Consider the following 16,551-nt stretch of genomic DNA (forward strand, 5'->3'; position numbering starts at 1 on the left):
ACCTGGCGCGAGATGCGGAAGACGCCGCCGCCGAACGATCTAGTTACCAGAAACACCCGTTGTTGAAGCTGAAGAATCTGCGACTGCAAAAGCGCCTGCTGAAACAACGGCCGCTGAAACCGCCAAGACCGCCCCAAGCCGGTGCGAGCCCAGTGAAGACTGCCATGTCATCTCCTCGTGTGTCGTCTTTCTCATTGCGAAGGGCCCGAATCCCCCCGGGGTAACGCTTGTCGGACAAGCGTTTTCGGGCCTGTGTCTGGGCTTTCCGATCCCCTCGGCGGTCAAACGCCCCGGACGCCAGATTTTTTCGTCGCAACATCGGATGATGTTGGTTTCTGACGGAGTCGGATCGGTGGTCGCACCACTGTCACCGGGGCAAATTCCGCGGATTACGCGCCCGAGAAGATTATTTGCGATCGGGAACAGTTGTCGTCGCTGTTCACCGGCCTGGTCGTTCGCCCGGGATGACCCGGGCGGCCGGCGGTCGTCTAGGGTCGTTCTCTCAGCTGATGGTTCGGAGGACTGATGGACGACGTGCCTCTGCTGGGTGAGCGCTACCGGTTGGGCGCTCGCTTGGGTAGCGGCGGCATGGCAGACGTTTACCGGGCGATGGACACCCGGTTGCAGCGCGTGGTCGCCGCCAAGTGCTTCCGCTCCGGAACCGATGCCGCCGGGCGGGAACGGTTCGCCGAGGAGGCCCGGATCCTGGCCGGGCTGAGCCACCCCGGCCTGGTCACGGTGCACGACTTCAGCGCCAGCGAGGACGAGCTCTATCTGATCATGGAGCTGGTCGAGGGCCCGACATTGTCCGAGGTGATCGCCGAGGGGCCGCTGCCGCCGGAACAGGTCGCCGACCTCGGCGGCCAGCTGGCCTCCGTGCTGGCGCACGTGCACGACAACGGGATCGTGCACCGGGACGTGAAGCCGTCGAACGTGCTGATCTCCAACGACGGCAAGACCTTCCTGACCGATTTCGGCATCTCCCGGCTGGCCGACGCGGTAGCGCGGATGACCAGCTCCGGGATCATCGTCGGCACCGCCACCTACATGGCGCCGGAGCAGGTCAGCGGCGGTGACGTCGGCCACCCGGTGGACGTGTACGCGCTCGGCCTGGTGCTGCTCGAGTGCGTCACGGGCAAGGTCGAGTACCCCGGCGCGGGCGCGGAAAGCGCCGTGGCGAGGCTGGTGCGCGCGCCGGAAGTGCCGATCGGCATCCCGGCGCACCTGCACCGGGCGCTGCTGGCGATGACCGCCGCCGGCCCGGAGCGGCGGCCCACCGCCGCGCAGAGCGCGGACCTGCTCAGCGGCACGGCTACCGAGGTGATCCCGCGGATTCCGGCCGCGCCGCCAACCGAACCGCCGCGCACCGAACCGCCGCGCACCGAACCGCCGCGCACCGAACCGCCGCGCACCGAACCGCCGCGTCCGCCCCAGCCGCAGAACCGGCCGATGACGCAGCACCTCCCGGTGGAAGAACTGCACACCGAACTGCACACCGAACTGCGCACTGAGCTGCGGACCGAGCGGCCGAACCGGTGGTCTAACCGGCGGACGCTGCTGCTCGCCGGAGGTGCGCTGCTGGTGCTGCTGATCGCGCTTATCACGTATTTCTCGTTGCCCGAAGCGCCTGTCGCGCCGACGCTGCGACCGGCGTCGGGCCCAGCGGGCGTGGCGCGCTTGCCGGAGGATCTCGCCAACTTGGAAAGGCTGGTCCAAGGATGAAACGCGTTCTGCTGCCCGCTTTCGCGCTGCTGCCCGGTTTCGCGCTGCTGCTCGCCGGTTGCGGCAGCGCGCCCGAATCGGCTGATCCGCAGGTGCGCCAGCAGCTCAGCGCGCGGGTGGAGGCGGTGAAAGCCGCCGCGCTGGGCAACGATCGCGCCGCCGCCGAGGCCGCTCTCGCCGAGCTGAACCGGCAGATCGCCACCGCGCAGGCGCAGGGCAGGCTCGCGCCGGACAACGCCCGGGTGATCCTCGCCGCGGCAGACCGCGTCGCCGAGGACGTGCGCACCTTCCCGCTGCCCGAGCCCCCGCCGCCGGTGATCGTGACGGTCACCCCGGATCCTCCGCCCGACCAGCAGCAGGGGAACGACCCGGGCAAGGACCAGAAGGATTGGGAAAAGCAGCAGAGGCAGTGGGAAAAGCAGCGCCATAAAGGCGGCGGTAACGAGGGCTGATGCTTGCCGCCGCGTAGCGCTGGTGCGGGGAGCCCCGGCGATTTCGCGCGAAATCGCCAGACCGCAGGTGCCGGATCAAGTCTCGCCGAGCTGAACCGGGAAATCGCAACCGCGCAGGCGCGGTCGACGTCGCGGACAGCCCGGCTCGTGAGTGCTCGTTCCGATTCTTACCGGAAAAATCACTCACGAGCGGAGCGAATGGCTCGTGAGTGACGATGACGGTTCTTACCGGAACGAGCACTCACGAGTCGGCACCAGCTGCGACGCCGCGAAGCGCACGACCGAAGCAGCCCTGGAAACCCTCCCCGTCGCGTAGGTCGGCGATTTCGCGCGAAATCGCCGACCTTTCCGGGCGTATCAGGCTGGTTTGATCGTCAACGACTGGCCATACGTCACGGCATCTGCGGTGCTGACCCCCATTCCGATGCCGTGGCAGTTGAGCTTGTAGCCGGATGGTGTGATCACACTCACGCCGTCGATCGTCATCCCCGCAGATGTCGCGCACTGGGGCTTGATCTGTTCGAAGGCGTCGGTGGCTTCCTTGAGCAGCTCGGGCCTGCCCTGCCAGATGTGCTTGGCCGTGATGCCGAAGACCATGACCAAAGCCTTCGGCGGGTCCTCGCGGGAGGTGCGCTCGCCCTTGTGCGCCGAGGCAGAGGTGCTCACGTCCAAGTCGAATTCCCAGAGCTTGCCGTCCGGATGGTAGAGGAATCTCTGGTATTCGATATGCGCCCGGATGGTGTAGGGCTGCCCGACGTTGTCTTTGGCCTCGCAGTGTCGCGGCGCGGAGACCGGACTGCCGACATCGGTCAGCTCCCCCTCCCGCAAGCATCTCCAGCCCTCCGTGGCGACACCGTCCATCACGGCGTCGGGGTTGAAGTCGTCTGGAAAGCACTGGTAGCTGCCCGGGCGCTCCGAGTCACAGGGGACCGGGGCACCAGGCTTGGGCGGTGCCGGAGGCTCGCTCGGCTCAGTGGTGGGCGTTCGTGTGTTCGCGTCTGCCTCGTGACTGGGCTGTGCTTGCACTTGGTCAGCGTGGTTGAGACCCAGGTAAGCGATACGAGCCCCGACGCCGACCACCAGCACCGCAACGACGGCGAGGATTATGAACGGCCACTTCCGCCGCTTTCGGGGCAGCGGTGGTACTGGCCTCGGCTGCGGCTGGCCGTACCACCTTGGAGGCTGCGGTGGCCCCCATTGTGAATGTGCGGTCATTCCTGGCTGCAAAGGGCTTCGACGACGTCTCGGGCGTCGGCGGTGAAGGCCTGGTCGAGGAAGTAGAGCTTGTCGGCGAGGTCGGTGAGCTGTCGCCGCGCGACCACGACTTCGACGCGGTCCTGGCTGATCGAGACTTCGTCGCGGACGAGCATCCTGACGATGACCTCGGCGCGTCGGTCGTCGGCCGGAATGTTCCAGCTGGCGCACATGTTTCTGCCCTCCCGGAGCGGAATTTCGCTTGCGACAACACTTTCCGGGGTCCCCGTTCGGGCACGCAAACATACTTTCGAGTGACTTGGGTTACGTGCCTCGCTGGCAACCGGTGATGGTGATCAGGGGAGGTCAGATCGATTCCGAAAGTGGGAGGGCAGATGAACGGACGAGTCGGGGTCCCGGTCAGGGTCCGAAGGGTGTCCAGCGAGCTCCGCGAGCTGAGGCTGCGAAGCGGCCTCGGGGCAGAGGAAGTCGCTGGGGCACTTGGGTTTTCGATGTCAAAGCTGAGCAGGATCGAGAACGGCCAGCGGGGGCTGCAAGCGGATGACGTAGCAGCTCTGCTTGGCCTATATCGAGTCCCGGCGCAGCGCCGCGAAGAGCTCCTTGCTCTGGTGCGCAGTGGCGCGGTGCCGAATTGGTGGCAAGTGCAGGATGGTCGCTTGCCGGCGATGTGGTCGGATGTGATCAGGTTCGAGAAAGAAGCGGTTTCCATCCGCAACTACGAGACCATGTTCATTCCGGGCTTGCTTCAGACCTCGGAGTACATCGGGGCGCTGGGGCGAGGCACCCAGCCCGACGTCGGCGTTGACGAGCTGGACGCCCTCGTGTCGGCTCGTTTGGGGCGCCAAGCCCTCCTGAGCCGCGAAGATGCTCCAGAATTTGAGGTGCTGATCGAGCAGGTCGCTCTTGAACGGCCAGTCGGTAGCGCAGACATCATGTATCGCCAGCTGCGCCACCTGATAAACTCGGCAGAACGCGACAACATCGCGCTCCGGGTCCTTCCAACATCGCTTGGCGCACATCCGGGTATGGAAGGGCCGTTCGTACTACTGGAGTTCGCGAGCCAACCGACCCTCGTATACCTGGAACACCGGGGCAACAGTGCGTTTGTCGAGACCGCTGAACATGTTGCTGCTACAACGCTAACCCTTCAGTGGTTGCGCGACATGGCTCTGCCGCCAGAAGATTCGATCGGGCTCGTCGCGGCCATCGCGCAGGGCCTTACGTGATGATCGACAAGGAGCATACTGTGGCAAGCGAAGACCTGCCTCGTCTCCGTTGGCGGAAGAGCAGCCGAAGCAGCATGCAAGGAAATTGCGTGGAGGTGGGTTTCGTGGCAGAGGCTGTCGCGGCCCGGGACTCGAAGGATCCTGACGGCGGCGCGCTTCTATTTGGCGCTGCGACCTGGGCTTCCTTTGTCGATGGCCTCCGCGTAGGGCGGTTTGATGCATAGACGGCCTTGATCCGAAACCCCTCAGCGGCATCCGGGTGTGAATTCACCCGGATGCCGCAGTCTGTCTTCGTCAACTCTCGTCTGCATAGCCGCTCGCGTGCGCTAACGTTTGCCACGCTGGCAAGTGGATGACCGTCGCCCTCGTCGCGACGGCACGCGGACGAGGGGAGTTCAGCGGTGACTGCCGAGGGGGAAGATAACCAGGTCCAGTTCGACGCAACGGACCAGGCTTACATGCGACACCAGATAGACCAAGGCGGCTGGATCGCCCCGGTTGGTGCTGTGGCGTCGACCATCGCGCGCGCGGCGGATAAAGCAGCTCTGGCCCACTCCCAGTCTGCGGGTGGGTCGATGCGCATCGACCTCGACAAGGTTGACGAGTTGGCCAGGTTCTTCGACGACGAAGCGCAGAAGATGTTGGACCGAGCCGACGAAGTGCGTGATCTTTCCCTTGTGGACCCTGCTGGAGGCGATCCGGTTAGTACCCAAGCTGCCCCGATCTATAGCCACGTGGCTTCCGGGGGAGGAAGTGGGTACCTGGAGAACTATCTGCAGCTCGCTGACCTGTTCGCGCAGACGGCAGCGACCCTGAAGGAAAACACGAAGCAGACACGTCTCGATGATCAGAATTCTGCAGATAGCTTCGGCGGAGGAAGACTTGCGTAAGGTATTCGTGGCTGGTTCGATCATTTTCGGTCTCGTACTGACCGGCTGCGGCGGCAACCCGGAGAACACGACTCCCGGGGGTGATGCGACGTCTGAAAAACCGACGGCTACGGAGGAGTCTCCGACTCCGCCTCGGAGCGGTCCCGCGAAGGCGACAGACGTCGCGGAGAAGTGCTCGATCGTTCCGGAATCCGTGTCGCAGGGAGAAGGTGCTGACCAAGCACCGCGCGAGCTCGAATCCAACGGTCGCATGGGCTGCAAGTACCAGAAGGGCAAAGCTGGCACGCCCGGATGGAGTGTGTTCGTCGCGGTCAGCGGTCAAACCTCGTACGACGCCGAGGTGGGAAAGCGGGTTCAGCCGACCAAGACCGCAGATCTCGGTGGGTATCCAGGAGTCGAGTACCAGGACGGCACTGGCTGCGTGCTGTATGCGGACATTTCTGACAACGGCTTCTTGATCGCTAACGCTGGAAAAACAGGCACGGCCGACCCGGGTGTGGACCTGTGCCAGCAAGCGGAGAAGTTCGCGCAGGCAGCGATCCAGAATCTTCCCGATGCGTGAGGGGGCCCAAGGATGACTGACACGAGACAAATCGAACCTTCAGATTTCGAGGGCGCGTCGCTAGAGCAGATGCGTGACTGGGTGGCCGATGGCTCGCCTCAAGGCTTGTACGGAAAGTCTGAGGGCTGGGGAAAAGAAGACGGGTACCTTCGTGAGCTCAAGGTTCGCATCGAGGAGAAGCTCAAGACCGTCGGTGCGATCATGCAGTCCGAGTCCGGCGAGGCCATGCAGAACCAGGCCATGCCGGTCGTGCTCTGGACAGAGGTCGCGGCCAACAACGCCTTGGCGCAGTCGCAGCTGATGATGGATCAGGGCGATGCGTTCACAAAGGTGCAGACCTCGATCCCTGGCAAGAGCGAGGAACAGGAAGTTCCCGACGACAGTTGGATCGAAGAAGGCTGGGACAAGTTCTGGACCGGCTCGACCGACGCCGAGGACGCCAAGGCGCACAACGAAAAGCTGCGTCAGGAGGCTGTACAGGCGTTCCAGAACTACGACAATGTGTCGCAGGGTACGGTCGCCGCGAGTGCGGTGTTCACGCCGCCGGACGCGGGTATTAAGACCATCGTCGCTGGGTCGCAGAATCCGCACCACAACGTCGGGAGCGTTCCGCAGGTTTCGCCGCGCAGCACCTCCAGCCAGTCGGCGACTCCGGTGGTGGCGGACAGGATGGGGCCGCCGGGGCCGGGCACCGGTACGACCACCGGCCCCGCGAACACCAGTAGCAGTGGCTATGTCAGCAACACGAATCCCGTGTGGCAGCGGCCGGACACCTCTCGGACTCCCGGTCCGCAGCCGCGCCTTCCGGTCGGCGACGGTGGGCGGGGCTACCCCGGCGGGCCTGGTGGCCCGGGCGTGCCTGGTGGCCCCGGTAGTCGGCCAGGGCTCGGCGGCGGTGCTGGCGGTGTCGGCGGCCGCGGTGGCGGTGCCGGTGGTGCTGGGGGCAGGGGTGGTCTCGGTGCCGGTGGTCGTGGGGCCGGCGGTCCCGGTGCCGGTGGGCGGGCCGGGATCGGTGGTCCCGGTAGCGGCGCTCCCGGGTCCGGTCCCGGTGGCGCTGGTGGTGCCGGTGGTCGCGGCGGTGCCGCGGGGGCCGGTGCGGCCGGTGCTCGCCCGCAGGGCAAGCAGGGCGAGGAGGACCAGGAACACGAGATCCCCGACTACCTCAAGGGCGACCACGGCTTCTTCGACGACGAATTGCCGAAGGTCGCGCCGCCTGTCTTCGGTGAGTGGGACCAGACGTAAGCAGTAGACGACAACAGGAAACGCCGTGGGCGGCACCGGTTCGGTGCCGCCCACGTACTGGCCTGGGGAGAAACCGGTGAAATTCGAGCTGTCCAAGCAGGCGTTCTATGAGGCGTGGAGGCACTTCAAGCTGGGGACCAAGCCGCTGGTGCTGAACGTGCTCCCGGAAGGCATCTTGCAGTCCGAGCGCCGCGAGGCGCAACGGCGGGCGTGGGAGGAGCTGCGCGCGCTGGGGTTCGGCAACGAGATGCGGGAAGACGACATTTACGGCGTGTTCCTGCCGCTGCAGCGCTACGAGCGGGCCTTCGACGTCACCTTCAACGACCGCAAGCCCGACGGTGCGAAGCGGGAGCTTTCCGGGCTCGTCGCCAACGTCCGGAACAACGCAACACTGGCGGTGCAGGCCGAGCAGAGTGTCCGGCTGCAGGCCCTGCCCGCCGACGCCATGGTCCGGGCCGCGCTCAATGTGCTGCCCGATGACGTCAAGGCCGGGCCCGGGCGGGCCGTGTCGCTGCGCAGCGAGGCGATGGAGCAGGCCGCTAAGGCCGCCGGGAAGTCCGACCGCGCGATGGCGGAAGGCCTTGCGCGGCAGGGGATCCGGCGCGACGACGCGCGGACGCTGGTGGAGATGGCCGGGGGCGAGCGAATCGCGTGGGCCCAGTTCGGTGCGTCCGTCATGGACGGCCAGGGCAAGCGGCACCGGGCCCCGATGGTCACCAACTTCTTCGCCACCGCCAAGGGCTGGTATCTCATCGAGAACAGCCGTCGCAGCGCGGAAGCCTGGACGACGGTCGCCCCGGTCGACAAGCAGCGCATGGCCACCCGGGTCCAAGACCTCATGAAACCCATCTGACCCGGGGAGGCCGTCACCTCACGAATCCCGCCGACCACGGGAGTCCGGTCGGTGTGCGATTGACCACTTACAGTCATCGCATGGTGTCCGCTGAGGTGCAGCGCGGGTGGTGGCGGGCCTTCCGGGAGTCGCGGTTCCTCCCGGCGACCGTGCTCGTGCTCATCGTCGCCGCAGCCGCTGCGCTGTTCGCCGGCTCCTACACCCTCGCGATGGCCAATCCGACGCCGCACAGCGTCCCGCTGGCCGTCGTCGGCACCCGGCACGATCCCGCGCTCGTCGCCGAGATGGAGCAGGCCGCGGGCACCGCGTTCGAGCTCCACCAGTCCAACTACGACGAGGCGCTGCGGGCCGTGGAGGAGCAGCGCGTGTTCGGCGTGCTCGATCTGCGTGGTGACCTGTTCCGGCTCGATGTGGCCAGTGCGTCGGGTGCGTCCGTCGCGCAGCTCCTGGAGCAGGTGGGGCAGAAGGCCGGGGCGAGCCTCGGCATGGCGGTCGTCGTCACCGACCTCAAGCCGTTGCAGCGCGGCGACCCGCGCGGGCTTGCGCTGTTCTACGTGACGCTGGCCGCGATCGTCATCGGTTTCGTCGGCGCCATCCAGCTCAGCGTGCACGCCAAGACGCTCAAGCCCGCCGAGCGGATCGGGTTCACGATCGCCTACTCGCTGCTCGGCGGCTTCGCCATCATCGCCGTGGTGGACTGGCTGCTGGGCGCGGTCCGCTTCCCGGTCGTCGAGGCCTGGCTGATCCTGGCGCTGACCATGTTCGCCTCCGGGATGGTCTTCACGATGTTCAACACGCTGCTGGGCCGGTGGGCGATGGTGCCGACCTGGGGGCTGATGGTGCTGCTCGGCAACCCCTCGTCCGGCGGCGCGGTGTCCTGGCCGCTGCTGCCGTCCCCGCTGGGCCTGATCGGCGCCTGGCTGCCGCCCGGGGCGTCGGTGAACGCGATGCACACCGCCGTCTACTTCGGCGGCTACCAGCATGTCTTCCCGTTCCTGGTGCTGGGCGCGTGGGCGTTGGCGTCCTGCGTCGTCTTCTGGATCTGGCGCGACCGCCATCCCGGCGGTCGGCGCACCGCCTAGCCGTTGCGGAACTTCCGCGTAGCGGAATTGTCGAGTTCTTGATCACTTCTCGGATGAGGGGCATTTCACCCCGGTTTGACCTGCGATGACACCCCCGGCATGGCTCAACTGTGCGGAAATCGGACACATTCGAAGAGTTTTGGCCGAGATTAGTGCACTTCAGCGGCTTTGTTGGTAGTACTTGCAGCGGCCCCATGCTCGTGCGCGCCTCGTACGAGCGGCACTAGACGGGCCTGGGCGGCGAGCCGGATGAATCCTGCTCACGAAAACGGGGACCCAAGTGGAACCCGGCAGAGCGGACTCGGTAGCGTCGCCCGCACCGATCAAGAGAAACCCCACATCACGGAGGACATGGTGGCCCTTCCCCAGCTGACCGAGGAGCAGCGGGCAGCAGCTCTGGAAAAGGCGGCTGCCGCCCGTCGCGCCCGAGCTGAGCTCAAGGAGCGCCTCAAGCGAGGCGGAACCACGCTGGCGGAGGTCCTGAAGACCGCCGACAACGACGAGGTCTTGGGCAAGATGAAGGTCTCCGCCCTTCTCGAAGCCCTTCCCGGTGTCGGCAAGGTCCGCGCCGCGCAGATCATGGAGCGGCTGGAGATCGCCAACAGCCGCCGGCTGCGCGGGCTGGGCGAGCGGCAGCGCAAGGCGCTGCTCTCCGAGTTCAGCGGCGAGTGATCGACGCACAAACCGGCGCTGAGCCGAGGACCGTCCGTCAGGGCGAGCCTCGGCTCACCGTCGTTTCCGGGCCCTCCGGCGTCGGCAAGTCCAGCGTGCTCAGCGAGGTGCGCAGGCAGACCCCGGAGATTTACTTCAGCGTTTCCGCGACCACCCGCGCGCCCCGCGCCGGCGAGGTCGACGGCGAGCACTACCACTTCGTCTCCACCGCGGAGTTCGAGCGGATGATCGCCGCCGGCGAGATGCTCGAACACGCCCGCTACGCGGGCAACCTCTACGGCACCCCGCGCAAACCGGTCGAGGAGGCCCTGGCGGCCGGCCGGCCGGCCGTGCTGGAGATCGAGCTCCAGGGCGCTCGCCAGGTGCGGCAGGCGATGCCGGAGGCGCAGCTGGTGATGCTGCTGCCGCCGTCCTGGGAGGTGCTGGTGGACCGGCTCACCGGTCGCGGCACCGAGCCCGCCGAGGTGGTCGAGCGGCGGTTGGTGACCGCGCGCGAGGAGCTGGCGGCGGAATCGGAGTTCGACGCGACGGTCGTCAACGCCGATGTGCAGGCAGCGACCAGCGAATTGCTACGATTGATACTTGGCCGCGAGCAGTGACCGCGCCTTTCGCGCTGAGCTAGCGCCGACCGCGCCACTGCCGCCCCAGCAGACATCCACGAGGAGCAGGAGCCACTCACGTGAGCACCCCTAGCGCGCTGGCTGCGCTCAACAGCAGCCCGTCGACCAACACCGTCGAGGGCATCACCTACCCGCCGATCGACGACCTGCTGGAGCAGGTCAGCTCCAAGTACGCCCTGGCCATCTACGCCGCGAAGCGGGCGCGGCAGATCAACGACTACTACGCGCAGCTCGGCGAGGGCCTGCTGGAGTACGTCGGGCCGCTGGTGGAGCCGGGTCCGCGGGAGAAGCCGCTGTCGATCGCGCTCCGCGAGATCCACGCGGGCGTGCTTGAGCACACCGAAGGCGAGTGACGACGGTTAACAGCGGTGCGGCCGCGCCGCCGGGCCGCCCGCGGGTGGTCCTCGGCGTCAGCGGTGGCATCGCCGCCTACAAGGCGTGCGAGGTTCTGCGGCGGCTGACCGAGTCCGGGCACAGCGTCCGGGTGATCCCGACCGAGGCCGCGCTGCGGTTCGTCGGCGCGGCGACGTTCGAGGCGCTGTCCGGGCAGCCGGTGGAGACCGGCGTGTTCGCCGACGTCGAAGAGGTCCCGCATGTGCGGCTCGGGCAGCAGGCCGACCTGGTCGTCGTCGCGCCCGCCACCGCTGACCTGCTGGCCCGTGCCGCGCACGGGCAGGCGAACGACCTGCTCACCTCGACGCTGCTGACCGCGCGCTGCCCAGTGCTGATGGTGCCGGCAATGCACACCGAGATGTGGGAGCACCCGGCGACGCGGGACAACGTGGCGCTGCTGCGCAGCCGCGGCGTGGTGGTCGCCGAGCCCGACAGCGGGCGGCTGACCGGCGCGGACACCGGTAAGGGCCGGTTGCCCGACCCCGTCGAGATCGTCGACCTGGCCCGGCTGCTGCTGGCCGAACCGCGCGCGCTGCCGCGCGACCTCGAAGGCCGCCGCGTGGTGATCTCCGCCGGTGGCACGCGCGAGCCGCTGGACCCGGTGCGCTATCTCGGCAACCGCTCGTCCGGCCGCCAGGGCTACGCGCTGGCCCGGGTCGCAGCGCACCGCGGCGCGGACGTCACGCTGGTCGCCGCGCACACCGCCGACCTGGTCGATCCGGCCGGGACCCGGGTGATCCGGGTGGGCACCGCCGAGGAGCTGCGGTCGGTGATGCTGGCGGAGTCCGACGGCGCGGACGTCGTCGTGATGGCCGCGGCGGTCGCCGACTTCCGGCCGGTGTCGCAGGCCGGGCACAAGATCAAGAAGACCGGTCAGGACCCGGAACCGCTGGCGTTGACCAGGAACCCGGACATCCTCGCCGAGCTCGTCGAGGCGCGGAACGCGGGCAAGCCGGCCGCGTCGGTGATCGTCGGGTTCGCCGCCGAGACCGGGGATCCGGCCACCAGCGCCCTGGAGCACGGCCGGGCCAAGCTCGCCCGCAAGGGCTGCGACCTGCTCGTGGTCAACACCGTCGGCGACGGACAGGCATTCGAGGTCGAGGACAACGCTGGCTGGCTGCTGGGCGGCGACGGCACCGAGGAGCCGATCCCGTTCGGCGCGAAGTCGCGGTTGGCGGCCACATTGTGGGATGCCGTGAACCGGCAGCTGCCCCAGCAGTAGGCTGACTTCGCACGTCGGGCCACTGCTGTGGGTCTTTTTACGCGAAGAAATCCAGGGAGAGTTGTGAGTCAGCAGTCGGACCTGCGCACCGGTCGCAGGTTGTTCACCAGTGAGTCCGTGACCGAAGGCCACCCGGACAAGATCTGCGACGCGATCAGCGACTCGATCCTGGACGCGTTGCTGGCTCAGGATCCGCGCTCGCGGGTCGCGGTCGAGACGCTCGTGACCACCGGTCAGGTGCACGTCGCGGGCGAAGTCACGACCGACGCCTACGTGGACATCCCGACGATCGTGCGGGAGAAGATCCTGGAGATCGGCTACGACTCCTCCGCGAAGGGCTTCGACGGCAACTCCTGCGGCGTGAACGTCGCCATCGGCTCGCAGTCGCCGGACATCGCGCAGGGCGTGGATGTCGCGCACGAGTCCCGCGTCGAGGGCGTGATCGACGAGATCGCCAAGCAGGGCGCCGGTGACCAGGGCCTGATGTTCGGTTACGCCTGCGACGACACGCCGGAGTTCATGCCGCTGCCGATCGCCCTTGCGCACCGCCTGTCGCGGCGGCTGACCAAGGTCCGCAAGGACGGCGTGCTGCCGTACCTGCGGCCGGACGGCAAGACCCAGGTGACCATCGAGTACGCGGGTGACCAGCCGGTGCGGTTGGACACCGTGGTGCTGTCGACGCAGCACGCCGCCGACATCGACCTGGAGTCGATGCTGGCCGTCGACATCCGCGAGAGGGTGGTCGGCCCCGAGGTGGCGAAGCTCGACCTCGACACCTCCGACACGCGCCTGCTGGTGAACCCGACCGGCCGGTTCGTCGTCGGTGGCCCGATGGGCGACGCGGGCCTGACCGGCCGGAAGATCATCGTCGACACCTACGGCGGCATGGCCCGCCACGGCGGTGGCGCGTTCTCCGGCAAGGACCCGTCGAAGGTCGACCGCTCCGCCGCCTACGCGACGCGGTGGGTGGCCAAGAACGCGGTCGCGGCGGGCCTGGCGAGCCGCATCGAGGTGCAGGTCGCCTACGCGATCGGCAAGGCCGCCCCGGTGGGCCTGTTCGTGGAGACCTTCGGCACCGAGAACGTCGACCCGGCGCGCATCCAGGCGGCGATCAACGAGGTCTTCGACCTGCGCCCGGCCGCGATCATCCGCGACCTCGACCTGCTGCGGCCGATCTACGCCCAGACCGCGGCCTACGGCCACTTCGGCCGCAACGATCTCGACCTGCCGTGGGAGCGCACGGACCGCGCCGGGGTCCTCAAGGCCGCCGCGAACGTCTGATCCTGCGCCGCATCGTCCGGAGGAGGCACCCCCGACACCCCGTCGGAGGTGCCTCTTCGCCGTCCAGGGGTATCTGCGGTTTCAATTGAAACGTTTCAATTGAAACCGTGGGAGATCCGCTGGTGGTGGTTGTGGACCGCAATTTCAATGGAAATCGGACCTTCGATTTCCATTGAAATTGCGGGGACCCCGGTGCCTACGCTTGGGGGATGGGGCCGCCTCCGGTGGATCGCTTCGTTCCCTACGGCCCGTCGCACTGGGTGCTCATGGCGCTGATCGTCGTCGGGGCCGTCGTGCTGGTCGTGCTCGGACGCCGGAACCGCGATCCGCGGACCGAGGTGGTGTTCACGCGCACCTTTGCCGTGGTGATCGTGGCGTTCAACGTGGCGATGCTGGTCCACCGGTTCCTGCCGGCGCATTGGAACATCGGTGAATCGCTGCCGCTGCAGCTCTGCGACCTAGCCTGGATTGTCGGTGCCGTCGCGCTGTGGACCCGTCGGCCGCTGGCCCACGCGCTCCTCTACTACTGGGGGCTGACGCTGACCCCGCAGGCGATGATCACGCCCGCGCTGGACGCCCCGGACTTCCCGTCGCCCGACTTCATCGAGTTCTGGGGCCAGCACCTGCTGGTCATCTGGGCTGCGGCCTACCTGACCTGGGGCGTCGGGTTGCGGCCGAACTGGCGCGGCTACTGGTTCGCCGCCGCGGTGACCGTCGGCTGGGGCGCGGCGATGCTGGTCTTCAACTCCTGGGCGGGCACCAACTACGGCTTCGTCAGCCGGAAGCCGGACAACCCGTCCCTGCTGGACGTGATGGGCGGCTGGCCCTGGTACCTGGCGGTCGAGGTGGTCATCGCGCTGGTCGCGTGGGCCCTGCTGACATGGCCGTGGACCAGGGCGGCGGGTCGTGAGTGCGTGAACCGGTTCTAGCCCGTTCACGCACTCACGAGGGCATCGCGAAACCCTGCTGGCGCCACGCCTCGTAGACCGCGACCGCCGCCGAGTTGGCGAGGTTCATCGAGCGGATGCCGGGGAGCATCGGGATCCGGACCTGCAACGTCGCCTCTTCGAGCACGTCCTCGGGCAGCCCGGTGGATTCGGGCCCGAACAGCAGCACGTCGCCTGGCCGGTAGGACACCGTCTCGTAGGAGCGCTCGGTCTTCGAGGTGAACGCGATGACCCGCTGCGGGTTCAGCGCTCGCCAAGCCGATTCGAGGTCGGCGTGCACGTGCAAGGCCGCGCGGTCGTGGTAGTCGAGACCGGCCCGGCGCAGCTTCGAGTCCTCGACGGAGAAGCCGAGGGGTTCGATCAGGTGCAGCGCACAGCCGGAACCGGCCGCCATCCGGATCGCGTTGCCGGCGTTGCCCGGGATCTCGGGATGGTAGAAGACCACGTGAAACACCCGAAATCGTTTCACACCGCGTCCGGCAATGGCAGCCCGGGGAGGCCCCCGCCGGTGATGGGGGGCAGGTCGATCACACCAGCCCCGCCGGCGCGGACGTTCTGCCCGGTGACCCACCGCGCATCGGGGCCGGCCAGGAACGCCACCACATCGGCGACGTCCGCCGGTCGCCCGAGCCTGCGCAGCGGGATCATGTGCGCGGTCGCGGCCAGGGCCTCGTCGCCGACGGCACCGCGCAGCAGGTCGGTGTCGGCCGGGCCGGGAGAGACGGCGTTGACCATGATGCCGCGCGGTCCGAGCTCCTTGGCCACGACGCTGGTGAACTGCTCGACGGCGGCTTTGCTTGCCACGTAGCCGGATTCGCCCGGGCTGGCCCACACCGTGCTCATCGTGGAGATGCTGACGATCCGCCCGCCGTTGCGCATCCGCCGCGCCGCGTGCTGCATCGACAGGAAGGTTCCCTTCGCGTTGACCGCCATGACGCGGTCGTAGTCGGCCTCGGGCATGTCGATGAGCGGCGTGGTGGACGGGATTCCGGCGTTGTTGACCAAGACGTCCAGCTCGCCGAGCAGGCGCGACGAGACTGGCGGGCGCGGACCGCGCCGCGTGCCTTGGGGTGAGCACGCGGACGGTCCGCGCATTGGGATGAGCACGCGGACGGTCCGCGCGGACGTCGATCGCTTGCGCAGCCTCGGTTGTCCCGTGCACGCGACTCCGGGTGTGGCGGGTGGTTACCGGCTCGGCGCGGGTGCGGCGCTGCCGCCGCTGCTGCTGGACGACGACGAGGCCGTCGCGGTCGCGATCGGGTTGCGCACCGGCGCGAGCGGCACGGTGTCCGGGATCGAGGAGACCCCGGTTCGCGCGCTGGCCAAGCTGCCCGCAGGTGCTGCCGGAGAGGTTGCGGCAGCGGGTCAACGCGCTGCAGACGTACACGGTGCCCGTGTCCGGGGGAGGGCCCGCCGTCGAAGCCGATGTGCTGACCACGATCGCGCGCGCGTGCCTGGACGGCGAGCGCCTGCGGTTCGGCTACCGCGCGCACGAGGACGCCGCGAGCGTTCGTACCGTCGAACCGCATCGGCTCGTCAGCCCGGGCGTCGTTGGTACCGGGCGTCGTTGGTACCGGGCGTCGTTGGTACCGGGCGTCGTTGGTACCGGGCGTCGTTGGTACCGGGCGTCGTTGGTACCGGGCGTCGTTGGTACCCGGTCGGCTGGGACTGCGACCGCGACGACTGGCCGAGCTTCCGCGTCGATCGCCTGTCGCCGAGCATTCCGACGGGGCGGCGCTTCATTCCCCGCGAGCCTCCGGAAGGCGGCTTCGCCGCGTAACGTCGCGCGGGGCGTCACGGCGGTGTTGTGGGCATATCGCGCGCGGGTGTGGGTGCATGCGCCCGCTGAGGTCGTCGTGCAGCGGGCGCCGCCGACGACGTGGCTCGTCGCTTCGGTCGACGACGAGACCTGCCTGCTCGACGCGGGTGCGGACACCCCCGCAGCTCCTCGCGGTCTACCTCGGTGCCCTCGACCTCGACTTCGACGTGCTCGACGCGCCCGAGCCCGCCGACGCGACCCCCGCCGCGCCGACCGCTTCGCTCTCGCAGGTCGCTTCGCTCTCGCCGGTCGCGACCGATCCGGTCGCTAGCGCAACTCCCATCAAACAGCCTCAATAGAGGCTGATTTGGCGGGTTCTGGTTGAAGCGAACGGACCGTTCGCCTCGTCTATG

The 16,551-nt window shown here is 68.0% G+C and carries 20 protein-coding genes and 1 pseudogene; 17 read left to right on the top strand and 4 right to left on the bottom strand.

Going from position 1 to position 16,551, the window contains the following annotated elements:
* The first annotated feature begins 525 nt into the window (after positions 1-525).
* The gene (locus DL519_RS40805; protein ID WP_190822889.1) at positions 526-1,722 is read left to right on the top strand and encodes a serine/threonine-protein kinase; all 1,197 of its coding nucleotides are present in this window, start codon (positions 526-528) and stop codon (positions 1,720-1,722) included.
* Positions 1,719-2,174, top strand: a complete 456-nt coding sequence (locus DL519_RS40810) for a putative periplasmic lipoprotein (RefSeq protein ID WP_190822891.1) — start codon at positions 1,719-1,721, stop codon at positions 2,172-2,174. Before DL519_RS40805 ends, DL519_RS40810 begins: the two co-directional genes overlap by 4 nt.
* A 357-nt stretch (positions 2,175-2,531) precedes the next feature.
* On the opposite strand, the gene DL519_RS40815 is transcribed toward DL519_RS40810, so the two are convergent.
* Complete coding sequence (locus DL519_RS40815; protein ID WP_190822893.1) at positions 2,532-3,002, bottom strand: hypothetical protein; 471 nt, start codon at positions 3,000-3,002, stop codon at positions 2,532-2,534.
* A 383-nt stretch (positions 3,003-3,385) separates the two neighbouring features.
* A complete protein-coding gene (locus DL519_RS40820) occupies positions 3,386-3,601 on the bottom strand; it encodes a hypothetical protein (RefSeq protein WP_190822895.1) in 216 nt (71 codons plus the stop codon).
* A 162-nt stretch (positions 3,602-3,763) separates the two neighbouring features.
* On the opposite strand from DL519_RS40820, the gene DL519_RS40825 reads away from it, so the two are divergent.
* The 13 genes from DL519_RS40825 to DL519_RS40885 all read left to right on the top strand — a co-directional run bounded on the left by DL519_RS40825 (position 3,764) and on the right by DL519_RS40885 (position 14,361).
* Positions 3,764-4,615, top strand: a complete 852-nt coding sequence (locus tag DL519_RS40825) for a helix-turn-helix domain-containing protein (RefSeq protein WP_190822897.1) — start codon at positions 3,764-3,766, stop codon at positions 4,613-4,615.
* On the top strand, positions 4,615-4,839 hold the full coding sequence (locus DL519_RS40830) for a DUF397 domain-containing protein (protein ID WP_190822899.1): 225 nt from the start codon (positions 4,615-4,617) through the stop codon (positions 4,837-4,839). Before DL519_RS40825 ends, DL519_RS40830 begins: the two co-directional genes overlap by 1 nt.
* A 177-nt stretch (positions 4,840-5,016) precedes the next feature.
* The gene (locus DL519_RS40835; protein ID WP_190822901.1) at positions 5,017-5,505 is read left to right on the top strand and encodes a hypothetical protein; all 489 of its coding nucleotides are present in this window, start codon (positions 5,017-5,019) and stop codon (positions 5,503-5,505) included.
* Complete coding sequence (locus tag DL519_RS40840; protein ID WP_190822903.1) at positions 5,459-6,067, top strand: DUF3558 domain-containing protein; 609 nt, start codon at positions 5,459-5,461, stop codon at positions 6,065-6,067. The genes DL519_RS40835 and DL519_RS40840 overlap by 47 nt, the downstream gene beginning before the upstream one ends.
* Before the next feature lie 69 nt (positions 6,068-6,136).
* The gene (locus DL519_RS40845) at positions 6,137-7,309 is read left to right on the top strand and encodes a hypothetical protein (protein ID WP_223840083.1); all 1,173 of its coding nucleotides are present in this window, start codon (positions 6,137-6,139) and stop codon (positions 7,307-7,309) included.
* 76 nt (positions 7,310-7,385) lie between these two features.
* Positions 7,386-8,162 (top strand): ESX secretion-associated protein EspG, encoded by a 777-nt coding sequence (locus DL519_RS40850; protein ID WP_190822907.1) that lies wholly within the window; start codon positions 7,386-7,388, stop codon positions 8,160-8,162.
* A 59-nt stretch (positions 8,163-8,221) separates the two neighbouring features.
* Positions 8,222-9,244 (top strand): ABC-2 transporter permease, encoded by a 1,023-nt coding sequence (locus DL519_RS40855; RefSeq protein WP_223840084.1) that lies wholly within the window; start codon positions 8,222-8,224, stop codon positions 9,242-9,244.
* Between the two features lie 354 nt (positions 9,245-9,598).
* The gene (gene mihF / locus DL519_RS40860; RefSeq protein ID WP_190824522.1) at positions 9,599-9,916 is read left to right on the top strand and encodes an integration host factor, actinobacterial type; all 318 of its coding nucleotides are present in this window, start codon (positions 9,599-9,601) and stop codon (positions 9,914-9,916) included.
* Entirely contained in the window at positions 9,913-10,515 is a 603-nt protein-coding gene (gene gmk / locus DL519_RS40865) for a guanylate kinase (protein ID WP_190822908.1), read from the top strand. The genes mihF and gmk overlap by 4 nt, the downstream gene beginning before the upstream one ends.
* A gap of 80 nt (positions 10,516-10,595) precedes the next feature.
* Positions 10,596-10,889: a DNA-directed RNA polymerase subunit omega gene (rpoZ, locus tag DL519_RS40870; protein WP_168584545.1), complete on the top strand. Its 294-nt coding sequence runs from the start codon at positions 10,596-10,598 to the stop codon at positions 10,887-10,889.
* Positions 10,886-12,151, top strand: a complete 1,266-nt coding sequence (gene coaBC, locus DL519_RS40875) for a bifunctional phosphopantothenoylcysteine decarboxylase/phosphopantothenate--cysteine ligase CoaBC (protein WP_190822911.1) — start codon at positions 10,886-10,888, stop codon at positions 12,149-12,151. Before rpoZ ends, coaBC begins: the two co-directional genes overlap by 4 nt.
* 81 nt (positions 12,152-12,232) lie before the next feature.
* Entirely contained in the window at positions 12,233-13,432 is a 1,200-nt protein-coding gene (metK, locus tag DL519_RS40880) for a methionine adenosyltransferase (protein WP_190824523.1), read from the top strand.
* Between the two features lie 224 nt (positions 13,433-13,656).
* Positions 13,657-14,361: a YwaF family protein gene (locus DL519_RS40885; RefSeq protein ID WP_223840085.1), complete on the top strand. Its 705-nt coding sequence runs from the start codon at positions 13,657-13,659 to the stop codon at positions 14,359-14,361.
* Between the two features lie 13 nt (positions 14,362-14,374).
* On the opposite strand, the gene DL519_RS40890 is transcribed toward DL519_RS40885, so the two are convergent.
* Together DL519_RS40890 and DL519_RS40895 are read right to left on the bottom strand one after the other, a co-directional pair.
* Positions 14,375-14,833, bottom strand: a complete 459-nt coding sequence (locus DL519_RS40890; RefSeq protein WP_190822915.1) for a tRNA (cytidine(34)-2'-O)-methyltransferase — start codon at positions 14,831-14,833, stop codon at positions 14,375-14,377.
* Between the two features lie 11 nt (positions 14,834-14,844).
* The gene (locus DL519_RS40895) at positions 14,845-15,384 is read right to left on the bottom strand and encodes an SDR family oxidoreductase (protein WP_449619132.1); all 540 of its coding nucleotides are present in this window, start codon (positions 15,382-15,384) and stop codon (positions 14,845-14,847) included.
* Positions 15,385-15,439: 55 nt separating this feature from the next.
* Here DL519_RS40895 and DL519_RS49250 point away from each other — a divergent pair.
* Positions 15,440-16,144: pseudogene (locus tag DL519_RS49250) on the top strand (helix-turn-helix transcriptional regulator); the annotation flags it as partial.
* 161 nt (positions 16,145-16,305) lie between these two features.
* On the top strand, positions 16,306-16,497 hold the full coding sequence (locus DL519_RS50775) for a hypothetical protein (protein ID WP_223840486.1): 192 nt from the start codon (positions 16,306-16,308) through the stop codon (positions 16,495-16,497).
* Positions 16,498-16,551: the final 54 nt, after the last annotated feature.

The sequence above is a fragment of the Saccharopolyspora pogona genome, assembly GCF_014697215.1.
Classification (GTDB): domain Bacteria; phylum Actinomycetota; class Actinomycetes; order Mycobacteriales; family Pseudonocardiaceae; genus Saccharopolyspora; species Saccharopolyspora hattusasensis.